We start from the raw sequence: 17,170 nt of genomic DNA on the forward strand, positions 1-17,170 counted from the left end.
CCCCAGTGGGGATAATCATGGAGGAGCCGTATGCGATGACCCGCACGTACGGATCTGTGAGAGGCCCATGCAATTGCGCATGGGCCTACTCGATTCGCGTATTCCGCGTTTCCACATGCCCACGCGCGCTCGAACGCGGACAATGGTAGCACAGAGCTACTTACATCTACTCGCGCGCTACCGGTCTCGGCATCCCGCCGGACGGCAGCTCCGGCAAGAGCGAGAGAAACTGCTCCGCCAGAACGCTCAAGCCGCCCGGTTCGTCCCGACAATACGCACAGACGAGGTTGTCGGCGGCCGCGTCCGTCGCGACGATCCGGCGCAGCGTCCCGCGTTCGACTTCCTCGCGCGCCTCCAGCGCGGATAGATAGGCGATGCCGTACCCTTTCGCGACGACGCGAAGCAACTCCCCGTAACCGTTCGTTTCGAGCCCGATCTCGGGCATCCTCACATGGGCGGCGAGGCACAACGCCTTCAGCTGCTCCCTCGAATAGCTTCCTTCTTCCCGCGACGCGAAAGGCTCCGATACGATATCGGCAAGCGTCGTCTCCCGCCCGGCGAGCCGATGTCCCGCGTGCGCGACGAACCACATGTCGTCCTTGCGCCATGGCCACGTCTTCAGAAGCGGGTTGGCGATCCGCGCGCCTCCGACGACGGCGAGGTCCGCTTCGTAGCGGAGCAGCAGTTCCGTCGCTCGGGCCGATCCGACGGTCGATAGCCTTACGTTGACATCCGGATAACGGCTTTTGTATTCGGCGACGAGGTCCGGCAACAAGTAATTGGCGGGCAAGTAAGTCGCCGCGATTGTCAGAACGCCGGCCGTGCCGTCCCTCAGGCGCGAGATCGCACGCTCGATATCCGCTTCGAGGGAGAACAAACGGATAGCTTCCGCCGCGAGCGCCCGGCCCGAGTCCGTCAGCAGGATGCCCCTGCCGCGCGGAGAGAACAGCCGCAGCCCCAGCTCGCGCTCCAGCTTTTTGATCTGGCCCGTTACGGCGGGTTGGCTGACGTTAAGCCGTTCGGCCGCTTTCGTCACGCTCCCGAGCTCGGCGACGACATGAAATAAGCGCAACGCATGGAGATTCAACATTCGATGCCACTCCCTCACAACTCATAATTAAAACTTATGATAATAAAATTTTTATATATTAGATTTATGATTCGACATCCCTTATTTTAGAGGCAGAAGGGAGCGTTGGGCAAATGAAAATCACGTGTTACGAATGCGGACGCGAACAGAAGGAAGCGGCCTATCAATGCGAGTGCGGAGGAATGCTGGAAATCTCGCACGATTTTACCGGACTCGACCTGGAGCAATTGGAGAGGACGTTTCGCGAGAGGTTGTCGGAGAGGATGACCCCGTATGCAAGCGGGGTGTGGCGCTACAAGGAACTCATTCACCCCGAGCTGCCGGACCGCTACATCGTCACGAAGTACGAGGGCAATACGGGGCTCTATTCCGCAGACCCGATCCGCCGTTTCCTCGGGATCCGGCAGCTATGGCTGAAGGCGCAAAGCGAAAATCCGAGCGGCTCGTTCAAGGACAACGGAATGACGGTCGCTTTGTCCCACGGGCGATCGCTCGGGTATCGGCGCTTCTCTTGCGCGTCGACGGGCAACACCTCGGCTTCCCTGGCGATGTACGCGGCGCTGGCGGAATGCGAATCGGTCGTGCTCGTGCCCAGCGAGCGGGTGTCGGCGAACAAGGTGCTGCAGACGCTCGCCTACGGCGCCCGGATGGTCCGGTTCGACGGCACCTACGACGACGGGATCCGCTTCTACGAGAGACACGGCGACGAACTCGGCCTCTACATCTGCAATTCGATCAATCCGTTCCGGATAGAAGGGCAGAAGAGCATCGTCTACGAGCTCGCCCAATCGCTGAACTGGACGTTGCCGGATTGGATCGTCATTCCCGGCGGGGCGCTAAGCAACGTGACGGCGCTCGGGAAAGGGCTTAACGACTTGCTGCGGCTCGGAATGATCGACCGGCTGCCGAAGGTGGCGCTCGTGCAGGCGGAAGGCGCGAGTCCGTTTCACAAAATGATGGCGGGAGCGGGCGAGGAGCTAGTACCGGAAAGTTCGCCGTCGACCGTCGCTTCGGCGATGAACATCGGCAACCCGCCGAGCTGGAGGAAAGCCCGCGACTTCCTGAAGGCGAGCGGCGGCGTGACGTGTTCGGTCACCGACGAGGAAATCCTTGCGGCGAAAAGGCAGATCGACGGATGCGGCATCGGCTGCGAACCCGCGTCGGCCTCGACGGTGGCCGGAGTGCGCAAGTTGATCGCCGAACGGACGATCGACAAGGAAGAGACGGTCGCGTGCATTCTCACGGGGAACCTGCTGAAGGATACGGATTCCCTGGGGATGTATGCCGATAAAAAAGTAGGAGGCTCCCTCGAAGGAAGCGTCGGCGAACTGACGGCGGAAGCGGTTCTCGAGCGGCTCGGTTCGCCGGCTTAACCTTCTCTGCGGTCGTATTACGACCGGTGCGAGTTTGATAGGTTTATAGATTCGGAATCCGGACATACTGATGGCTAAGACGTTCCGGAACGCATAGCGCTGCGCCGACGGGTGCATCAAGGAGCGAAATCCTATGCGTATTAGCCATCATTCTTCTTTATCTTCTTCCCGTTCGAAAACCCGTTTCGCCCGCGCCGCCGGCAAGTTCGTGTTGTTCGGCATCGCGTTACTGATAGGTTTGCTCGTTTTCCTGCGCCCTTCCGCTTCGGCGGGTACCGGCGCGCTCATTCCGGACGACGCCATTCGCATTCGCATTATCGCGAATTCCGACGGCGAGACGGATCAACGCATCAAAGCCGGCGTGCGTGACGCGGTCGCTTCGTCCATTCGCTCTTGGGGAGCGATGCCGGATACGCATGACGAAGCCCGCGCGCTGATCGCGAAGAAATTACCCGCTCTACGCAAGGTGGTCGCCGCGAAGCTGAAACAGCTGGACGCGCCTTACGGCGGCAAAGTCGAGCTGGCTAAAGTGCCGTTCCCGGCCAAAACGTTCGAAGGTAAGTCTTACGCGGCGGGCAACTACGAAGCGCTCCGCGTGACGCTCGGCGACGGCAAAGGCGCGAATTGGTGGTGCGTGCTGTTTCCCCCTCTTTGCTTGACGGCGGCAACGGCAAACGATGACGCCGCATCCGGGGAAATCGTCAAAACCTCTGGAGCGAAAGAAACGGCTCCCGATCCAGCCGGCGAGAAGCCGGAAACGAAATTTTTCCTCTGGGAGTTGCTCGAGAAGCTGATTGCCTTCCTCTCTTCCTTGTTCTGACGTTCGCCGCCCGCTGTGCTATAATGGCGTTAACATATAGGACTCGGCGTTGCGCGGCGGATTCGCGGTCGCGAGGGGCCGGTAGGATGGAGCATCAGATGGCGCAGCATACGACATATTGGCCCGCGGAACGCATGCGGACCGGCATACAGGAAGCCGCCGCGGCGCTCGCCGCCGGCGGCGTCGTTGCGTTTCCGACGGAGACGGTGTACGGCTTGGGCGGAGACGCGAGAAGCACGGAGACGGTGAAGCGTATTTTCGCGGCTAAAGGAAGGCCGTCGGACAATCCGCTCATCGTGCACTTCGCGCGCGCGGAAGACGTGGAGAGCGTGGCGGCGCGGGTGAACGAGATCGAACGGAAGCTGATGGAGGCGTTCTGGCCGGGGCCGTTAACGCTCGTGTTGCCGGCGAAGGAAGGCGCGGTTTCTCCGCTCGTCACGGCCGGCTTGGACACGGTGGCGGTACGAGTGCCGGAGCACGAAGCGGCGCGCGAGCTGATCGGGCTCTCCGGCTGCCCGATCGCGGCGCCGAGCGCCAACCGTTCCGGACGTCCGAGCCCGACGCGGGCAAGCCACGTGCTCGAGGATTTAGACGGCCGCATCGACGGCGTGCTCGACGGCGGAGAGACGGGCGTCGGCCTCGAGTCGACGGTCGTTCGCGTCATCGGCCGCGAGGTTCACGTTCTCCGCCCGGGCGGAGTGACGCGCGAGCAGCTTCAGGCGGCGGTCGGCTCGCTGGCAGAGGTAGCCGGAACGCCGGAAGCCGAAGGCGCCTCCGGCGCGAACGCGGCCGCGGACGAAGCGCCCCGCTCGCCGGGCGTCAAATACGCGCACTATGCGCCGCAAGGCGAGATGGTGCTCGCGACCGGTCCGGAGGAGCGGCTGCCGGCCGCAGTGCAGCGGCTCGCGGACGAGGCCTCCGCGCGAGGACGCAAGGTCGCGATTATCTGCTGCACGGAGCACGTCGCGAGCTACAAGGCCGACGCGGTGCTCGATTGCGGCTCCCGCGATGAGCCCGAGCAAGCGGCTCGCGCGCTGTACGCGCTGCTTCGCGAATGCGACGCCCGCGGCGTGGATTACATCGTCGCGGAAGGCTATCCCGAAGAAGGCATCGGCGCGGCGCTCATGAACAGGCTTCGCAAAGCCGCGGGAGGCCGCGAGAGCCGCGTATAACCGCGATTCCGCCTAAGTCCCTAAGTCCCTAAGTCCCGCGCGTTCGCTCCCGCTACCTTCGGCCCGCGCGCTCTCCCCGCGCCCGCATTTGCATGTTCCCCCTCTTGTCCGCATATGTTGGGAAGAGACGGCGGGTACGGCGAATAATCGCGCGGGAGGGGACAGGCTATGTTTGACGGGGGCGCGGCAACGGGCCAATTGCTGACGATTACCGTCATGGCGGTCGCATTGGGCATGGACGCTTTTTCGCTCGGAATCGGCATCGGGTTAAAAGGCATTCGCTTGCGGGATATCGCGAAGCTCAGCGCGCTTATCGCCCTGTTTCACGTGCTTATGCCTCTCGGCGGCATGATGACGGGCCAATACGTCAGCGGACTGCTCGGGGGCATCGCGACGGCGGCGGCCGGGGCGTTGCTCTTATTGCTCGGCGGTCATATGCTATATAGCTCCATCCGCGGGGAATCGGTCGATTCGTTCGATCATCGCACGGCATGGGGGATGCTCGTCTTTTCGTTCAGCGTTAGCATCGATTCGTTTTCCGTCGGGGTGTCGCTCGGGATGTTCGCTTCGCACGTGTGGATGACGGTTTCCCTGTTCGGCTTGTTCGGCGGGGCGATGAGCGTGCTCGGCCTGATGCTCGGCAGGAAAGCGAGCCGGTCGTTGGGAGGATATGGAGAAGCGCTGGGCGGTGTTATTTTGTTCGCGTTTGGTCTATTATTTCTTATATAAGACGAAGCATCGAGAGACGGGAGGGCGAGGAGAGAATGAACCGGATATTGATCGTATGCACGGGCAACACCTGCCGAAGCCCGATGGCGGAAGCGTTGATGAAGGATTTGGCGGCGCGCGGCGGCAAGCCGATCGAAGTTCGTTCGGCGGGCATCTCGACGATCGACGGACTGCCGGTATCTCCCCACGCCGCGACGGCGCTCCGGAAAAGAAAGCTGGCGTTGCCGGAAGGCTCGACGTCGCTGAAGGCGGACGACGTGCTGTGGGCAAGCTTGATCCTGACGATGACGGCCGGGCACAAGAGATCCATTCTTGAGAGGTTCCCGCAGGCGCTGAGCAAGACGTTCACGCTGAAGGAATACGCGCTGCGCGGAGATCCCGTCATGGACGACGTGGCCGAGGCGGAGCGGCTGTATTCGGAGTGGCAGGTCAAGCAAGCGCTCGGGCAGAATCTGACCGGCGCGGAGAGGACGCGCCTGCTGGAGCTGCAGCGCCGCATACCCGACTTCGACGTCGCCGATCCGTTCGGCGGCTCTCTCGCGCTTTACGAGCAAACGGCGGACGAGATCGAGGACGCATTGCTGACGCTCATCGACAAATTGGACCGGGATCCGAACGATCGGTGATTGATTTTTTCCGTCCGGTTCGTTATGATGGGAATACAACTTCAAGGTTCCGATGTAACTGGCGACGACAAGTGGGATCAACCACGGTGGAGCATCGGAATGACGGCCGGTCGCCTGGGCGAAGAGCAGCGTGCATATGCGCGCTAGCTCTTTTTTGTCGTTTTGACTCTTTCAGACCAGCGGAGGAGGGGGCGGGAGCGCGTCCGCGCGGACGGGGGTTCGCTGTTTGCGCGGATCGAATTCAGGTATAATACCTTTATTGATGTCGTTCGGTCGATTAAACCGCGTTACCGCGAAGGGAGGCTGTCTGATGGCTGCTGAATCCGAACAACCTGCAATTCCAGAGGCTCCCTTCAAGGACGTCGAAGAGAGGACGGCCGCGCTTCTCGGGGAATTGGCGGAGATCGCCGGCCTTCGCGCCGGGCAGATCGTCGTCGTCGGCGCTAGCACGAGCGAAGTCCGAGGCAAGCGGATCGGCACTTCCGGCGCCGAAGACATCGCGAAGATGATCTACGACGGCGTGGAGAGCGTTCGCGAGCGCATCGGCTTCCACGTCGTCTGGCAATGCTGCGAGCATCTGAACCGCGCGCTCGTGGCCGACCGCGCCCTGGCCGAACGAATGGGTTGGAACGAAGTGTCGGCCGTTCCCGTCCCGAAAGCCGGAGGCTCGATGGCCGCTTACGCTTACCGCAAGCTGGCCGAGCCGTGCCTCGTCGAAGAGGTTGGCGCCCACGCGGGCGTCGACATCGGCGAGACGATGATCGGCATGCACCTTCGCAGGGTCGCCGTCCCGCTCAGGCCGACCGTTCGCGAGATCGGCCACGCCCGGGTCAACATGGCGACGACCCGCCCGAAGCTGATCGGCGGCGCCCGCGCCGTCTACGAACCGCCCCAAGGCAACATCGCTTCGCCATCGTGTGAGTAATTCATCTAAATCCATCTACACATTACGGGAGGATATACGACTATGTTGGAAAACTTGAACAAGCAAGACCCGGAAATCGTCAAAGCGCTGAACCTGGAATTGAAACGCCAACGCGACAATATCGAACTGATCGCTTCCGAGAACATCGTCAGCGAAGCCGTGCTTGAAACGATGGGTACCGTCCTCACGAACAAATACGCGGAGGGCTACCCGGGCAAACGCTACTACGGCGGTTGCGAATACGTGGATATTCCGGAGCAAATCGCCCGCGACCGCGCGAAGCAATTGTTCGGAGCCGATCACGCGAACGTGCAGCCGCACTCCGGCGCGCAGGCGAACCTGGCCGTCTACCTGGCCGTCCTGAAGCCGGGCGACACCGTCCTCGGCATGAACCTTGCCCACGGCGGTCACTTGACGCACGGCAACCCGGCGAACGCGTCCGGCTTGCTGTACAACTTCGTCGCATACGGCGTCGACGAGAACACGTTCACGATCGATTACGAAGAAGTGCGCAAAGCGGCGTTCAAACACCGTCCGCGCCTGATCGTCGCCGGCGCTTCCGCGTATCCGCGCACGATCGATTTCGAGAAAATGGGACAAATCGCTAACGACGTAGGCGCGCTGTTCATGGTCGATATGGCCCACATCGCCGGTCTCGTCGCCGGCGGCGAGCACCCGAGCCCGGTTCCGCACGCGCACTTCGTCACGACGACGACGCACAAGACTCTTCGCGGACCTCGCGGCGGCATGATCCTGTGCCGTCAGCCATGGGCGGCCGCGATCGACAAAGCGGTATTCCCGGGCACGCAAGGCGGACCTCTCATGCACATCATCGCGGCGAAAGCGGTCGCTCTCGGCGAAGCGCTCGAGCCTTCGTTCAAAGACTACGCGCGCAACGTCGTCGTGAACGCGAAAGCATTGGCCGAAGCGCTCGTCTCCGAAGGCTTGAACCTCGTCTCCGGCGGCACCGACAACCACTTGATGCTGATCGACACGCGCAACCTGAACATCACGGGCAAAGTGGCCGAGCACGTTCTCGATTCCGTCGCGATCACCGTTAACAAGAACGCCATTCCGTTCGATCCGACGAGCCCGTTCGTCACGAGCGGCATCCGCGTCGGCACGCCTGCGGTCACGACGCGCGGCATGGGACCGGAAGCGATGAAGACGATCGCCCAAGTCATCGCCCTGACGTTGAAAAACCCGGAAGACCAAGCGACGCTGGACAAAGCGCGCGCGATGGTCGCCGATCTGACGGCGCAATACCCGCTGTACCCGAACCTGCAATACTAATCAGTAGAGAAAACAAAGCCCGAAAACCGATTGGTTTTCGGGCTTTGTTTTCGAATATCGCGATTTGAGCTTATAATTGCCATCCGCCTGAACTAGCCGTCTATCCATTCATCGACCGCGTCCATTACCGTTTTGAATCGTTGTCTCCCTAACGTGGTCAGTCCTTCATGCGCATTGTCGTAAGCCTCCTCCAGCATCCATTTCGCATTTCGTTCTTTGGCTTCGGAGAATGCTGCCCAAGCATCGCGCAGCAATCGCAGATTAAGCTTGTCCCGTTCCGTGCGGGTTTTGCGTTCCAACTCTAAGAACTGATGGGAATGCTTCTCTTCCTGTACGGTTTTCTTCCGGTACCATTCCCGAATTTCCTCGGGATCCCTGGATTCCACCATGGAAACCATGATGGCCCGTATTCCGATGGCGCCCGCTACCCAAGTATCGAGTTCCTTCTGCAGCGGATGGGATTGGTCTTTGGGAGGGAGCTTGAATTGCGAGACGACCGAACGAAGGGAGAGGCTGTTATGCGTCGCTTCGATCAAGTCATCGTTTATTTCCCGGATATGGGATAATTGCACTTCCGCCGATGCCAGCACTTCCTCGCTTCCGGCCGCTGTCTCTTGAATCATGGCGGAAGTGAGATTAACCGCATCCGTGACGGATTGCGCGCTCTCCGAAATTCCTTCCAATTGGCCGTCCATTTCATTGATTCGGTCGAGCATGCCGATCAGAAAGGAGGATACGGCATCGGATTTATCCGCGGCGGCTTGCATGGCGGTAGCGCCGCGCTCTACGGTTGTCTGCATGCGTCCGATGGAACCGTCGAGTTCTCCGGCGCTCGATTCAACGAGTCCGATCGCCGCGTGGATTTCTTGCGTCTTCGTGCGCGTTTGTTCGGCCAACCGGGAAATCTCGCCGGCGACGATGGCGAATCCTTTGCCGAATTCGCCGGCATGAGCGGCTTCGATATTGGCATTAAGGGCAAGCAATTGGGTTTGATCGGATATTTCTCCGATGAGACGGGACATGCCTGTTATTTGGCCGAGCGCTTGCTCTAATTGTTTCATCTTAGCCTGCGCTGCGGCGTTTTCTTGGGAGATCGTCTTCATCTGTCCGGTTGCTTCCAGTATTTCCGTTCGGGTCAGGCTTACTTCCCGGGCGAATTGCTCTGCCGATCCGACAAGCTCCGTATTGCCGTTCTTAACGCCTTTTATATATCCGCCGATTCGATTTACTTCCTCGGAAATCGCGAATACGTGATCGGAGGCGTCCTGCATGCCGTCCGCCATTTCGCGGATCGTTTCCGTAACGGCATGAACCTGTTCCGCTACGGCGGCGGATTTGGTTGATATGTCGTTCATTTTCCGGTGAAGGTCTTTCGATGAACGGTCGACAATGCGTATGAGCGAATTCAGGCTTCTCGCCGTCCGCCGAAGCGTATGGATCAGCTTGCCTCCGACGGCGCGAAACCCGTTGTTTCCCGTGAAATCTCCGACGGCGAACCGTTCCAACTCGTTGACGACTTGCCGGTACATAGATGACCGAATGAAGCGCAGCATAGGTTTCCTCCTCGTAAAATGAACAAAAAAACCCTGCGATCAGAACGACTAAACCGCAAGCAACCGGTTTGGTCGTTCCGTCTGCAGGGCTTCATTGCCCGATGTCGAGTCACTTCGATGTGATCCGGCACATGTTGAATAATTCTGATAATACTAAAGAGGATGACAAACATTGTCAACGGGGTTTGCTAATTTTCGTCGTTCGTTTCTTCTTTTTGTTTAAATCAACAACGTAATGACGAGAAGCTCGAACAACACCAGCGTCAGGATGGCGTTGGACGCGTACGGGCCGAAGAAGCGGGAGTCGCCGGTCATGATGTGCAGGTACGTGCGGTCGGAGCCGACGACGACGCCTTCGTACGTATGACCGTCGATCGTCTGCACCCTGACGGTTCGGTTCATGCATTGGCCGCACGCTTCGGCCAGCTTCTGGCGGGTTCTGCGCACGTGGGCGGTCCACTCTTGGTCCGCCTTGTATAAGTGAACAGGGGATTGGGTAGCTCGGACGTTCATGGGCATTCCTCCTAGGGCTTTCTCTTTCATGATATGCGGATGCCCGGCAAGGGGTGCGGAGCGGCTCCGGATTCGCGGCGCTCCTTCCGGGCGTATCGCCCGGATTTCCGACGCTTGTCGCGATCGTTCGACGGATGTTATGCACCCGTTCGGAGACAATGATATAATGTACGGGCAGCCTACATAGAAAAACGTCCCGGAGCGCCGCTAGAGCGGATGCGCGGACGTCATGGAAAGGGAAGAACACATGGGAACTTTGGTCATTTGCGATCATCCGTTAATCCAACACAAAATAACGTTTATCCGTGACAAAATGACGAATACGAAACAATTCCGCGAGCTGGTCGACGAAGTCGCCATGCTGATGGCTTACGAGATCACGAGGGACGTTCCTCTGTCTCCCGTGCGGGTCGAGACGCCCGTCGCGGTAACGGAAGGCAAAGTCATCGCGGGCAGAATGATGGGGTTGATCCCGATTCTGCGCGCGGGCCTCGGCATGGTCGACGGCGTGCTGAAGATTATCCCTTCGGCCAAAGTCGGACATATCGGCCTGTATCGCGACCATGAGACGCTGCAGCCGGTCGAATATTACTGCAGCTTGCCGTCCGACGTCGCGGAGCGCGAGCTGATCGTCATCGATCCGATGCTCGCGACGGGCGGCTCGGCCAACGCCGCGATCGACATGCTGAAAGCCAAGGGCTGCCGTCCGACGAAGCTGATGTGTCTGATCGCCGCTCCGGAAGGGGTGCAAGCGGTCCAGGAACGCCATCCCGACATCGACATTTACTTGGGGGCGCTGGACGAGAAGCTGAACGAACACGGCTATATCGTGCCGGGTCTCGGCGACGCCGGCGACCGGCTGTACGGCACTAAATAATCGACCCGAAATGACCGGTTAGGAGAGAAGAAACCGACGTGAGCGACAAAATCAAAGTCATGACCATATTCGGCGTCCGTCCGGAAGCTATCAAGATGGCGCCGCTTATTCTGGAATTGCAGAAGCACCCGGAGCATATCGAGCCGATCGTCTGCGTCACGGCGCAGCATCGCCAGATGCTCGACCAAGTGCTCGAGGTGTTCGGCATCCAGCCGGATTACGACCTGGACGTCATGCAGGCGAACCAGACGCTGAACGGGATCACGATCCGCGTGCTGCAAGGGCTGGAGCCCGTCCTTCAGGAAGCGAAGCCGGACATCGTGCTCGTCCACGGAGATACGTTAACGACGTTCTTGGCTAGCTACGCATCGTTCCTGCAACAAATCCAAGTCGGACACGTGGAAGCGGGCTTGCGGACTTGGAACAAGCTCTCCCCGTATCCGGAAGAGATGAACCGGCAGCTGACGGGCGTGCTCGCGGACGTGCACTTCGCGCCGACGGACTGGTCCGCCGGCAATCTGTCGAAGGAAAGCAAAAATCCGGATCGCATATACGTCACCGGCAATACGGTGACGGATGTCTTCCAATATACGGTGAAATCCGATTTCTCCCATCCGGTGCTCGACTGGGCGTCCGGCAAGCGGCTCGTTCTCATGACCGCACATCGCAGGGAATCGCAAGGAGAGCCTCATCGCCAAATCTTCCGCGCGGTGAGGAGGATCGCGGACGAGTTCGACGATATCGCCATCGTCTACCCGGTACATCCGAGCCCGGCCGTTCGAGGACCGGCGCAGGAAATACTCGGCGATCATCCGCGCATCCGGCTCATCGATCCGCTGGACGTCGTCGAGCTTCATAATTTCTATCCGCATACGCACCTGATCCTGACCGACTCCGGCGGCCTGCAAGAAGAGGCGCCGTCTTACGGCGTCCCCGTCCTCGTCCTTCGGGACACGACGGAGCGCCCGGAAGGTATCGAAGCGGGCACGCTCGAGCTCGTCGGAACGGACGAGGAAGTCGTCTACGGACGCGCGCGGGCTCTCTTGTCCGACGAGGACCTGTACGCGAAGATGAGCCAAGCGGCCAATCCTTACGGAGACGGCCGGGCATCCGGGCGCATCGTCGAGGCGATTCTCCACCATTTCGGCAAAGGCGAGCGCCCGGATTCGTTCCGGTAATTTTCGCGCAACTTCACGGGAACCTTTTACCGCCTATCGAGCGGTGGAACGGGTTCCCGTTTTTCGTTTGGCAACAGCAGCCCACAGGATCAACAGAGGCAGGAGCACCCCGAACGCGAGTCGGAAGAAGGGCCAGTTTCGATCGTACTCCATAATCGAGGCCGGATTCGGCCACGCGTGAAGGGATAGCGGAAGCGCGATCAGCGCAAGTGGGATGTGCAAGGGGCGCCCGTCCTTCAATGACAACAGCGCTGCCGTGCCTTCCGAAGAAACGTACAGCAGCAACGCCATACGGAAAAACATCGTCATGTACCAGATCATCGTAACGATCGCTTCGATCCGTTCATAGAAGTCGCCTATGCTGATGGTTCGGGAGATGAAGTAACTCGGGAACGACAGCTGGGCCGTGATGGGCGCCCCGGCCACCATGATGACGAACACCGTCAGCAGGAGGAAAACCGTGCCGCTCATCCAGGCGCTGCGTCGTAACACTTGGCCAAATTGCCCGGGTTGCTTCATACGAGAGCAGATGAGCCACAGAACGGACACCTCCATAAAAGGATAGCCGAACAGCGGTATCGACGCGGAGATAACCGGCCTGATTCCGTTCTCCATAAATGGAAATAGCCGCCAGAAACTAAGTGAAGGAGTAATCGAAATCAACAAGACGATGATCAGGAAAAAGACAAAAGGAAACAGCGCCTCCGCCGCCCGCCCGACCGTTCGGACACCGGAATAAAGGCCGATGACAACCGCAAAGAGCATCATGTAGCTGATCGCTTCCATAGGTGTTCTTTGCATGACTACGGTGGTCGTGAAGTCGCTTAGATCCCTCAAATTGAAGATTAAGATCGGGAACGGCCCCGTCAGCAGCAAGACGAACAGCGTCAATTTGCCGCCCCATCTGCCGAACAGCCTCGACAGGAATGCGCCGGCGCCCTCCGATCCGGACAGATGCCCGAGCGTTGCGAACACCGGGATAATCGCGAAATGCAGGCCGAGCGCAAGTATAGCGGACATCCATGCGTCCTGCTTGGCTGCGGAGGCCAGCATGACGGGAACGATAAGCACGGCGCTGCCGATATAGTACATCGTCAACCAGAGAGTCGCTTGCCGGGTTGTAATCATAGATTGGTTCAACGTCATCCCCCTTTGCTACTTCAGCCATCCGTAGACCGTATCGGCAATTGGTCGAGACATTTGGGAGATCCATCGGGCCACGCTGGGGAGAGGAAGATCCAAGGCGCTCCACACGTCGATGAACAAGGCCGCCCCGTACAGGACCGCTATGGAGGCGAACGGGGTTTTCCGCCCTGAGCTTCGCCATTTCGCGAATGCGGCGCATAGGGCGGCAATTCCGGTACACGCAATGATGATCGACATGCTCATTTCCCTTCTTCCGGATGGGCGGGGCGAATCGGGTTAGTGATTTTGCCCATTCTGCGTATGTGGTACTCCACTTTCAATTCGATCGGCATTCGGCTGAACCTCTTGTTCCAGTCATCCTTCCACTGTCGCCACTGCTTCGGATATTTGTGATGGAAACGGTCTCCGAAGCCGTAGATGTCGGTTCCGAAATTTTGCTGAACATGCCGAATGCCGTCCCCGACAATCCGTTCTATGGTTTTCCTGCCATCCCGCTCCAGCTGGCGGAACGTCTCCGCGCTCGTCAGGTTAATGTTGTCGCATTCGACCTCGCCGATATTGACCTCGAGTCGGAGCTTCACTTCCGAGAGCGGTTCACCGTTCCGGATACGGGGGAAGATCTTGGACTTAGCCCGGACGACCTCAACGGTGACCTGGCCCTTCGATTGAGGGCAGTCTAGCGGTCCGACCGTGCTATATACCCGGTTAGTCATGTAGGCATAAGACTTGCTGTCCTCCTCGCCCATCCAACCGAGCAGCTTATCGTCCATAAATGCCCCAAGACCCTGGTATTGGTATTCACCGAGAGCTTTAGGTTGTTTGACATTGCCGGCGGACTTGGCCCCTTCCCGGTTCCCGATCATAGTAATGGCGGTCAACGCCGGCTCCAGTCCGTCCGTGGAAAGCTGCATCATCAGATCCAAGATTCGGGTAGCGCTTGTGGGAGCCCACGCTTTTTCCGACGTCTTCAGCGATTTATAGAAGTCCATGGCCGGAATGGTTTCAAAAGGAGAGATCATGGCCAGAACATCCTCGGCGGATACGCCCTTGGTCACAGCGACGTTGAAATCCGGACGGTTTTCAGGAGCTCGGAACATCAAATCCAGGGGCTTCGAGACTCCTTTGCGGGCGAGCGCTTCATTCACGAACAGCATTTGCAGGTGACCGAAGTACATTCTTCTCGGCGCTTTGGTCGTCATTTTGCGGATCGCTTCGAACACGGTGTCGGCCTCGGCGGTATAAATCAGGCCGGCGGTTTTATTGCCAGCCCGGGTTCGGCCCATTTGGGACGGATCGGCAGCCTGGACCGTCACCCGGTACTTGCCGCCGTCCACTAGATCGATACCAGCGGCAAGCACTATGGCGAGCTCGTTCAATTCTCTCCGGTTCCAGCAGCCGGTCAGTGAATAGCTAAGAACAATCGCCAACGATACCATCAGGATGCGCGAGCGTTTCACGTCCGGCGTCTCCTTTCGGAGGAGCTCCGACTGAGCATCCAAAATGGAAATCGAAGGAAGGCATCCTTCTGTTTCGACGCTACGAAAGGAGCGAACGGGCTCAAGTAGGCGACCCCGAACGAATCCAGCCGGCAGAGCATAAGGACGGAAACGATGATCCCGATCGTCAGGCCGTATATGCCCATGGTCGCGGCAAGCGCCATAAAGAAAAACCGGTGAACGCGAATCGCCAGTCCGAGCGCGTAGGACGGGATGACGAAGCTGGCAATGGCGGTAATGGAAACGACAATGATCATCGCGGCGGATACGATGCCGGCCTCCACGGCAGCTTGTCCGACGACGATCGTCCCGACGATGGCAACGGATTGGCCGGCCGTAACAGGCATGCGGATACCGGCTTCGCGCAGGATTTCGAAAGTGATCTCCATCATCAAGGCTTCGATGAAGGCGGGGAAAGGGATACCTTCCCTTTGCGCGGAAAGACTGAGCAGCAGTTGCGTCGGAAGCAGGTCGGGATGGAACGTCGTTACGGCGATATAAAGGGACGGAGCGAGAAGCGCAATAACAAGCGCCAGCACCCGCAGCGTACGAATGAGATTGCTGAAATAGACCGGTTGGTAGTAGTCTTCGGCGGATTGGATGAAATCGACCAGCACGGCGGGAACGACCAGCACGAACGGGCTGCCGTCAACCATGATGACGATTCGCCCTTCGAGCAGCATCGCGGATGCCGAATCCGGACGATCGGTGTTGTATACCGTCGGGAACAGTGTCCATTTGTCCGCTGTGAAAAACTCTTCAAGATATTGTCCGTCGAAAAGCCCGCGAAGGTCGACCTTTTCCAGTTGGGCGAACACTTCATCTACGATCCGCCGTTCCGCGATGCCTTCTAAATACATCACGCAGATGTTGGTATTAGACACTTTCCCTTTGGATTGCATCACGACGCGCATCCGCGGATCCTTGATCCTTCTGCGGATCAGCGAAACGTTCTTGATCAATGTTTCCGTGAAGGCATCCCGCGGTCCGCGGACGACGATTTGCGTTTTCGTTTCTTGGATGCCCCGATCCTCGTACCCGCACATTTCCAAGACGAGCGCCTCGCGCTCCCCGTCGATCAGCAGAAGGGCATTGCCCGCAATGACGGCGTCGAGACAGACCTCCCATTCCGGTATCCTTAAGACGCTGCCCGCATCCAGCACGAAGGAGCGCATTACCTCCAGCAAGTCAGGGGAATTAGCCGATGTGGGGTGGGGAATCCTGTCCAGCAGAGAGGGAATGACTGATTCCTGTATCGCCGATACATCCGCCATTCCGTCCAAATAGATAATAGCTACTCCGGTTGGGGAAGGCCGCGTCCATGAAATCGATAACGTCCGGATCTGCAAATCCCCGCTGTTGCCCATGTCCTCTTGAATGCGCCGGATATTTTGTTCCAGCCGACCTGATAACATGATTCACCGCCTCCTTCCACCATTTACCTTGCCCCTGACATGGTAATGCCATCCATGAGTTTTCCAAAGCGCGCTGACGGGTTTCGCAAGCGGCAGACCTACAGTGTACAGTGGAACTGTATGGTTTGCGCAGCCGAAAAGGGTTGATTTGAAGCGATTTGCGTCCTCGTCGTTCACATAATGTTTGATTTTCGATCAATTGACAAACGTTGTCGCCGAAAGATACAATATTACGTGGAACATGGGAAGAAAGGGCTTACTATATCCTTTTTTTCGTATCCATGCAGCGTCGAAGGAGCGACAAATCCATGACGGAATCTCCCCGCAAGCCGCAATTACCCCCGGACGAGAACCCTTGGCGAACGGCCGGACTCGTAGCGGGATTGGGCATGGAGTTCGCCGTCTGCGTGGGTCTGGGATGGTGGCTCGGCTCCGTGTACGACGACCATAACGGCACGGATTACGGGTACTTGACCGGAGTCGTGATCGGGTTGGTTGCCGGGATCGGATCGGCGGTCGCGCTGATTCGCAAATATACGGGGGCCGGAAAACCGTGAAGGACGATTTGCCCGCTTTACTGAGACGCTCAACGCGCCTGACTTTCTTTTTTTTGTCCATTGGCTGCATTGGACTCGCTGTGTGGCCGGAGTACAAACCGTACTTTGGCGGTTTCATGGTAGGCATCGTCGGAAGCTTGCTGGGTTCTTACCACCTGGCGTGGAAGGCGACGCGCATCGGTGAAATGGCGGCCGCCGGCCGCAAGAGCAGGGGCGGGTTCGGATTCATTACCCGCGCAGCCATCGGAGTGTTTGCCGCACTGTTGTCCGTAGAGGGATTACGCTTCAATCTCGGGGCGACGGCGGCAGGAATATTCGCTTTGCCGTTGGTGACACTGTTACTGGGTTTATTCGCCAGCCACGGTATCCGGAAGAGACAGTCCACTGACGAAAGGGGTGAAAAATGA

18 protein-coding genes and 1 riboswitch are annotated in these 17,170 nt (G+C 58.9%); of the genes, 11 read left to right on the forward strand and 7 right to left on the reverse strand.

What is annotated here, in order from left to right; genetic code table 11:
* Window positions 1–166: 166 nt before the first annotated feature.
* Window positions 167–1,090 carry a LysR family transcriptional regulator gene (locus tag ACFPPD_RS12740; protein WP_209745056.1) on the reverse strand — a complete coding sequence of 308 codons (924 nt, stop codon included), beginning with the start codon at window positions 1,088–1,090 and terminating at the stop codon, window positions 167–169.
* A gap of 113 nt (window positions 1,091–1,203) precedes the next feature.
* Here ACFPPD_RS12740 and thrC point away from each other — a divergent pair, with 113 nt between their 5' ends.
* The 7 genes from thrC (at window position 1,204) to ACFPPD_RS12775 (ending at window position 8,028) form a co-directional block, all read left to right on the forward strand.
* Entirely contained in the window at window positions 1,204–2,463 is a 1,260-nt protein-coding gene (gene thrC / locus ACFPPD_RS12745) for a threonine synthase (RefSeq protein WP_209745058.1), read from the forward strand.
* A gap of 133 nt (window positions 2,464–2,596) precedes the next feature.
* Window positions 2,597–3,283 carry a stage II sporulation protein R gene (locus tag ACFPPD_RS12750; protein WP_209745060.1) on the forward strand — a complete coding sequence of 229 codons (687 nt, stop codon included), beginning with the start codon at window positions 2,597–2,599 and terminating at the stop codon, window positions 3,281–3,283.
* 86 nt (window positions 3,284–3,369) lie between these two features.
* Window positions 3,370–4,455: an L-threonylcarbamoyladenylate synthase gene (locus tag ACFPPD_RS12755; protein WP_378082412.1), complete on the forward strand. Its 1,086-nt coding sequence runs from the start codon at window positions 3,370–3,372 to the stop codon at window positions 4,453–4,455.
* Between the two features lie 168 nt (window positions 4,456–4,623).
* Entirely contained in the window at window positions 4,624–5,184 is a 561-nt protein-coding gene (locus tag ACFPPD_RS12760; RefSeq protein ID WP_209745062.1) for a manganese efflux pump MntP, read from the forward strand.
* Between the two features lie 35 nt (window positions 5,185–5,219).
* Window positions 5,220–5,810: a low molecular weight protein arginine phosphatase gene (locus ACFPPD_RS12765; RefSeq protein ID WP_209745064.1), complete on the forward strand. Its 591-nt coding sequence runs from the start codon at window positions 5,220–5,222 to the stop codon at window positions 5,808–5,810.
* Between the two features lie 44 nt (window positions 5,811–5,854).
* Window positions 5,855–5,937: riboswitch (ZMP/ZTP riboswitch) on the forward strand.
* A gap of 183 nt (window positions 5,938–6,120) precedes the next feature.
* Entirely contained in the window at window positions 6,121–6,735 is a 615-nt protein-coding gene (locus ACFPPD_RS12770) for a TIGR01440 family protein (RefSeq protein WP_209745066.1), read from the forward strand.
* Between the two features lie 45 nt (window positions 6,736–6,780).
* Entirely contained in the window at window positions 6,781–8,028 is a 1,248-nt protein-coding gene (locus ACFPPD_RS12775; RefSeq protein WP_378082476.1) for a serine hydroxymethyltransferase, read from the forward strand.
* Between the two features lie 92 nt (window positions 8,029–8,120).
* Here the strand turns inward: ACFPPD_RS12775 and ACFPPD_RS12780 are convergent, their stop codons facing one another.
* Both ACFPPD_RS12780 and ACFPPD_RS12785 read right to left on the reverse strand, forming a co-directional pair.
* Complete coding sequence (locus ACFPPD_RS12780; protein ID WP_209745072.1) at window positions 8,121–9,581, reverse strand: methyl-accepting chemotaxis protein; 1,461 nt, start codon at window positions 9,579–9,581, stop codon at window positions 8,121–8,123.
* A gap of 219 nt (window positions 9,582–9,800) precedes the next feature.
* The gene (locus tag ACFPPD_RS12785; protein WP_209745075.1) at window positions 9,801–10,094 is read right to left on the reverse strand and encodes an LSm family protein; all 294 of its coding nucleotides are present in this window, start codon (window positions 10,092–10,094) and stop codon (window positions 9,801–9,803) included.
* Between the two features lie 247 nt (window positions 10,095–10,341).
* On the opposite strand from ACFPPD_RS12785, the gene upp reads away from it, so the two are divergent.
* A complete protein-coding gene (upp, locus tag ACFPPD_RS12790; protein WP_209745078.1) occupies window positions 10,342–10,971 on the forward strand; it encodes a uracil phosphoribosyltransferase in 630 nt (209 codons plus the stop codon).
* A 59-nt stretch (window positions 10,972–11,030) separates the two neighbouring features.
* On the forward strand, window positions 11,031–12,149 hold the full coding sequence (gene wecB, locus ACFPPD_RS12795; RefSeq protein WP_209745587.1) for a non-hydrolyzing UDP-N-acetylglucosamine 2-epimerase: 1,119 nt from the start codon (window positions 11,031–11,033) through the stop codon (window positions 12,147–12,149).
* A gap of 33 nt (window positions 12,150–12,182) precedes the next feature.
* On the opposite strand, the gene ACFPPD_RS12800 is transcribed toward wecB, so the two are convergent.
* Genes ACFPPD_RS12800 through ACFPPD_RS12815 form a run of 4 tightly spaced genes read right to left on the reverse strand, consistent with a single transcriptional unit; the run spans window position 12,183 to window position 16,206 of the window.
* Window positions 12,183–13,289: a GerAB/ArcD/ProY family transporter gene (locus tag ACFPPD_RS12800; RefSeq protein WP_209745081.1), complete on the reverse strand. Its 1,107-nt coding sequence runs from the start codon at window positions 13,287–13,289 to the stop codon at window positions 12,183–12,185.
* Window positions 13,290–13,304: 15 nt separating this feature from the next.
* The gene (locus tag ACFPPD_RS12805) at window positions 13,305–13,532 is read right to left on the reverse strand and encodes a hypothetical protein (RefSeq protein ID WP_209745084.1); all 228 of its coding nucleotides are present in this window, start codon (window positions 13,530–13,532) and stop codon (window positions 13,305–13,307) included.
* A 2-nt stretch (window positions 13,533–13,534) separates the two neighbouring features.
* Complete coding sequence (locus ACFPPD_RS12810; protein WP_378082415.1) at window positions 13,535–14,752, reverse strand: Ger(x)C family spore germination protein; 1,218 nt, start codon at window positions 14,750–14,752, stop codon at window positions 13,535–13,537.
* On the reverse strand, window positions 14,749–16,206 hold the full coding sequence (locus ACFPPD_RS12815; RefSeq protein WP_209745087.1) for a spore germination protein: 1,458 nt from the start codon (window positions 16,204–16,206) through the stop codon (window positions 14,749–14,751). The genes ACFPPD_RS12810 and ACFPPD_RS12815 overlap by 4 nt, the downstream gene beginning before the upstream one ends.
* Window positions 16,207–16,514: 308 nt before the next feature.
* Here ACFPPD_RS12815 and ACFPPD_RS12820 point away from each other — a divergent pair, with 308 nt between their 5' ends.
* Window positions 16,515–16,763 carry an AtpZ/AtpI family protein gene (locus ACFPPD_RS12820; RefSeq protein WP_209745090.1) on the forward strand — a complete coding sequence of 83 codons (249 nt, stop codon included), beginning with the start codon at window positions 16,515–16,517 and terminating at the stop codon, window positions 16,761–16,763.
* Window positions 16,760–17,170 carry an ATP synthase subunit I gene (locus ACFPPD_RS12825; protein ID WP_209745094.1) on the forward strand — a complete coding sequence of 137 codons (411 nt, stop codon included), beginning with the start codon at window positions 16,760–16,762 and terminating at the stop codon, window positions 17,168–17,170. The genes ACFPPD_RS12820 and ACFPPD_RS12825 overlap by 4 nt, the downstream gene beginning before the upstream one ends.

It is taken from the genome of Cohnella suwonensis (assembly GCF_042655365.1).
GTDB classification, from domain to species: domain Bacteria; phylum Bacillota; class Bacilli; order Paenibacillales; family Paenibacillaceae; genus Cohnella; species Cohnella suwonensis.

Coding starts and splice junctions, on each gene's coding strand:
- ACFPPD_RS12760 (WP_209745062.1), top strand. CDS start 4,624: ATGTTTGACGGGGGCGCGGCAACGGGCCAATTGCTGACGATTACCGTC.
- ACFPPD_RS12740 (WP_209745056.1), bottom strand. CDS start 1,090: ATGTTGAATCTCCATGCGTTGCGCTTATTTCATGTCGTCGCCGAGCTC.
- ACFPPD_RS12785 (WP_209745075.1), bottom strand. CDS start 10,094: ATGAACGTCCGAGCTACCCAATCCCCTGTTCACTTATACAAGGCGGAC.
- ACFPPD_RS12765 (WP_209745064.1), top strand. CDS start 5,220: ATGAACCGGATATTGATCGTATGCACGGGCAACACCTGCCGAAGCCCG.
- wecB (WP_209745587.1), top strand. CDS start 11,031: ATGACCATATTCGGCGTCCGTCCGGAAGCTATCAAGATGGCGCCGCTT.
- ACFPPD_RS12750 (WP_209745060.1), top strand. CDS start 2,597: ATGCGTATTAGCCATCATTCTTCTTTATCTTCTTCCCGTTCGAAAACC.
- ACFPPD_RS12805 (WP_209745084.1), bottom strand. CDS start 13,532: ATGTCGATCATCATTGCGTGTACCGGAATTGCCGCCCTATGCGCCGCA.
- thrC (WP_209745058.1), top strand. CDS start 1,204: ATGAAAATCACGTGTTACGAATGCGGACGCGAACAGAAGGAAGCGGCC.
- upp (WP_209745078.1), top strand. CDS start 10,342: ATGGGAACTTTGGTCATTTGCGATCATCCGTTAATCCAACACAAAATA.
- ACFPPD_RS12815 (WP_209745087.1), bottom strand. CDS start 16,206: ATGTTATCAGGTCGGCTGGAACAAAATATCCGGCGCATTCAAGAGGAC.
- ACFPPD_RS12820 (WP_209745090.1), top strand. CDS start 16,515: ATGACGGAATCTCCCCGCAAGCCGCAATTACCCCCGGACGAGAACCCT.
- ACFPPD_RS12770 (WP_209745066.1), top strand. CDS start 6,121: ATGGCTGCTGAATCCGAACAACCTGCAATTCCAGAGGCTCCCTTCAAG.
- ACFPPD_RS12780 (WP_209745072.1), bottom strand. CDS start 9,581: ATGCTGCGCTTCATTCGGTCATCTATGTACCGGCAAGTCGTCAACGAG.
- ACFPPD_RS12755 (WP_378082412.1), top strand. CDS start 3,370: ATGGAGCATCAGATGGCGCAGCATACGACATATTGGCCCGCGGAACGC.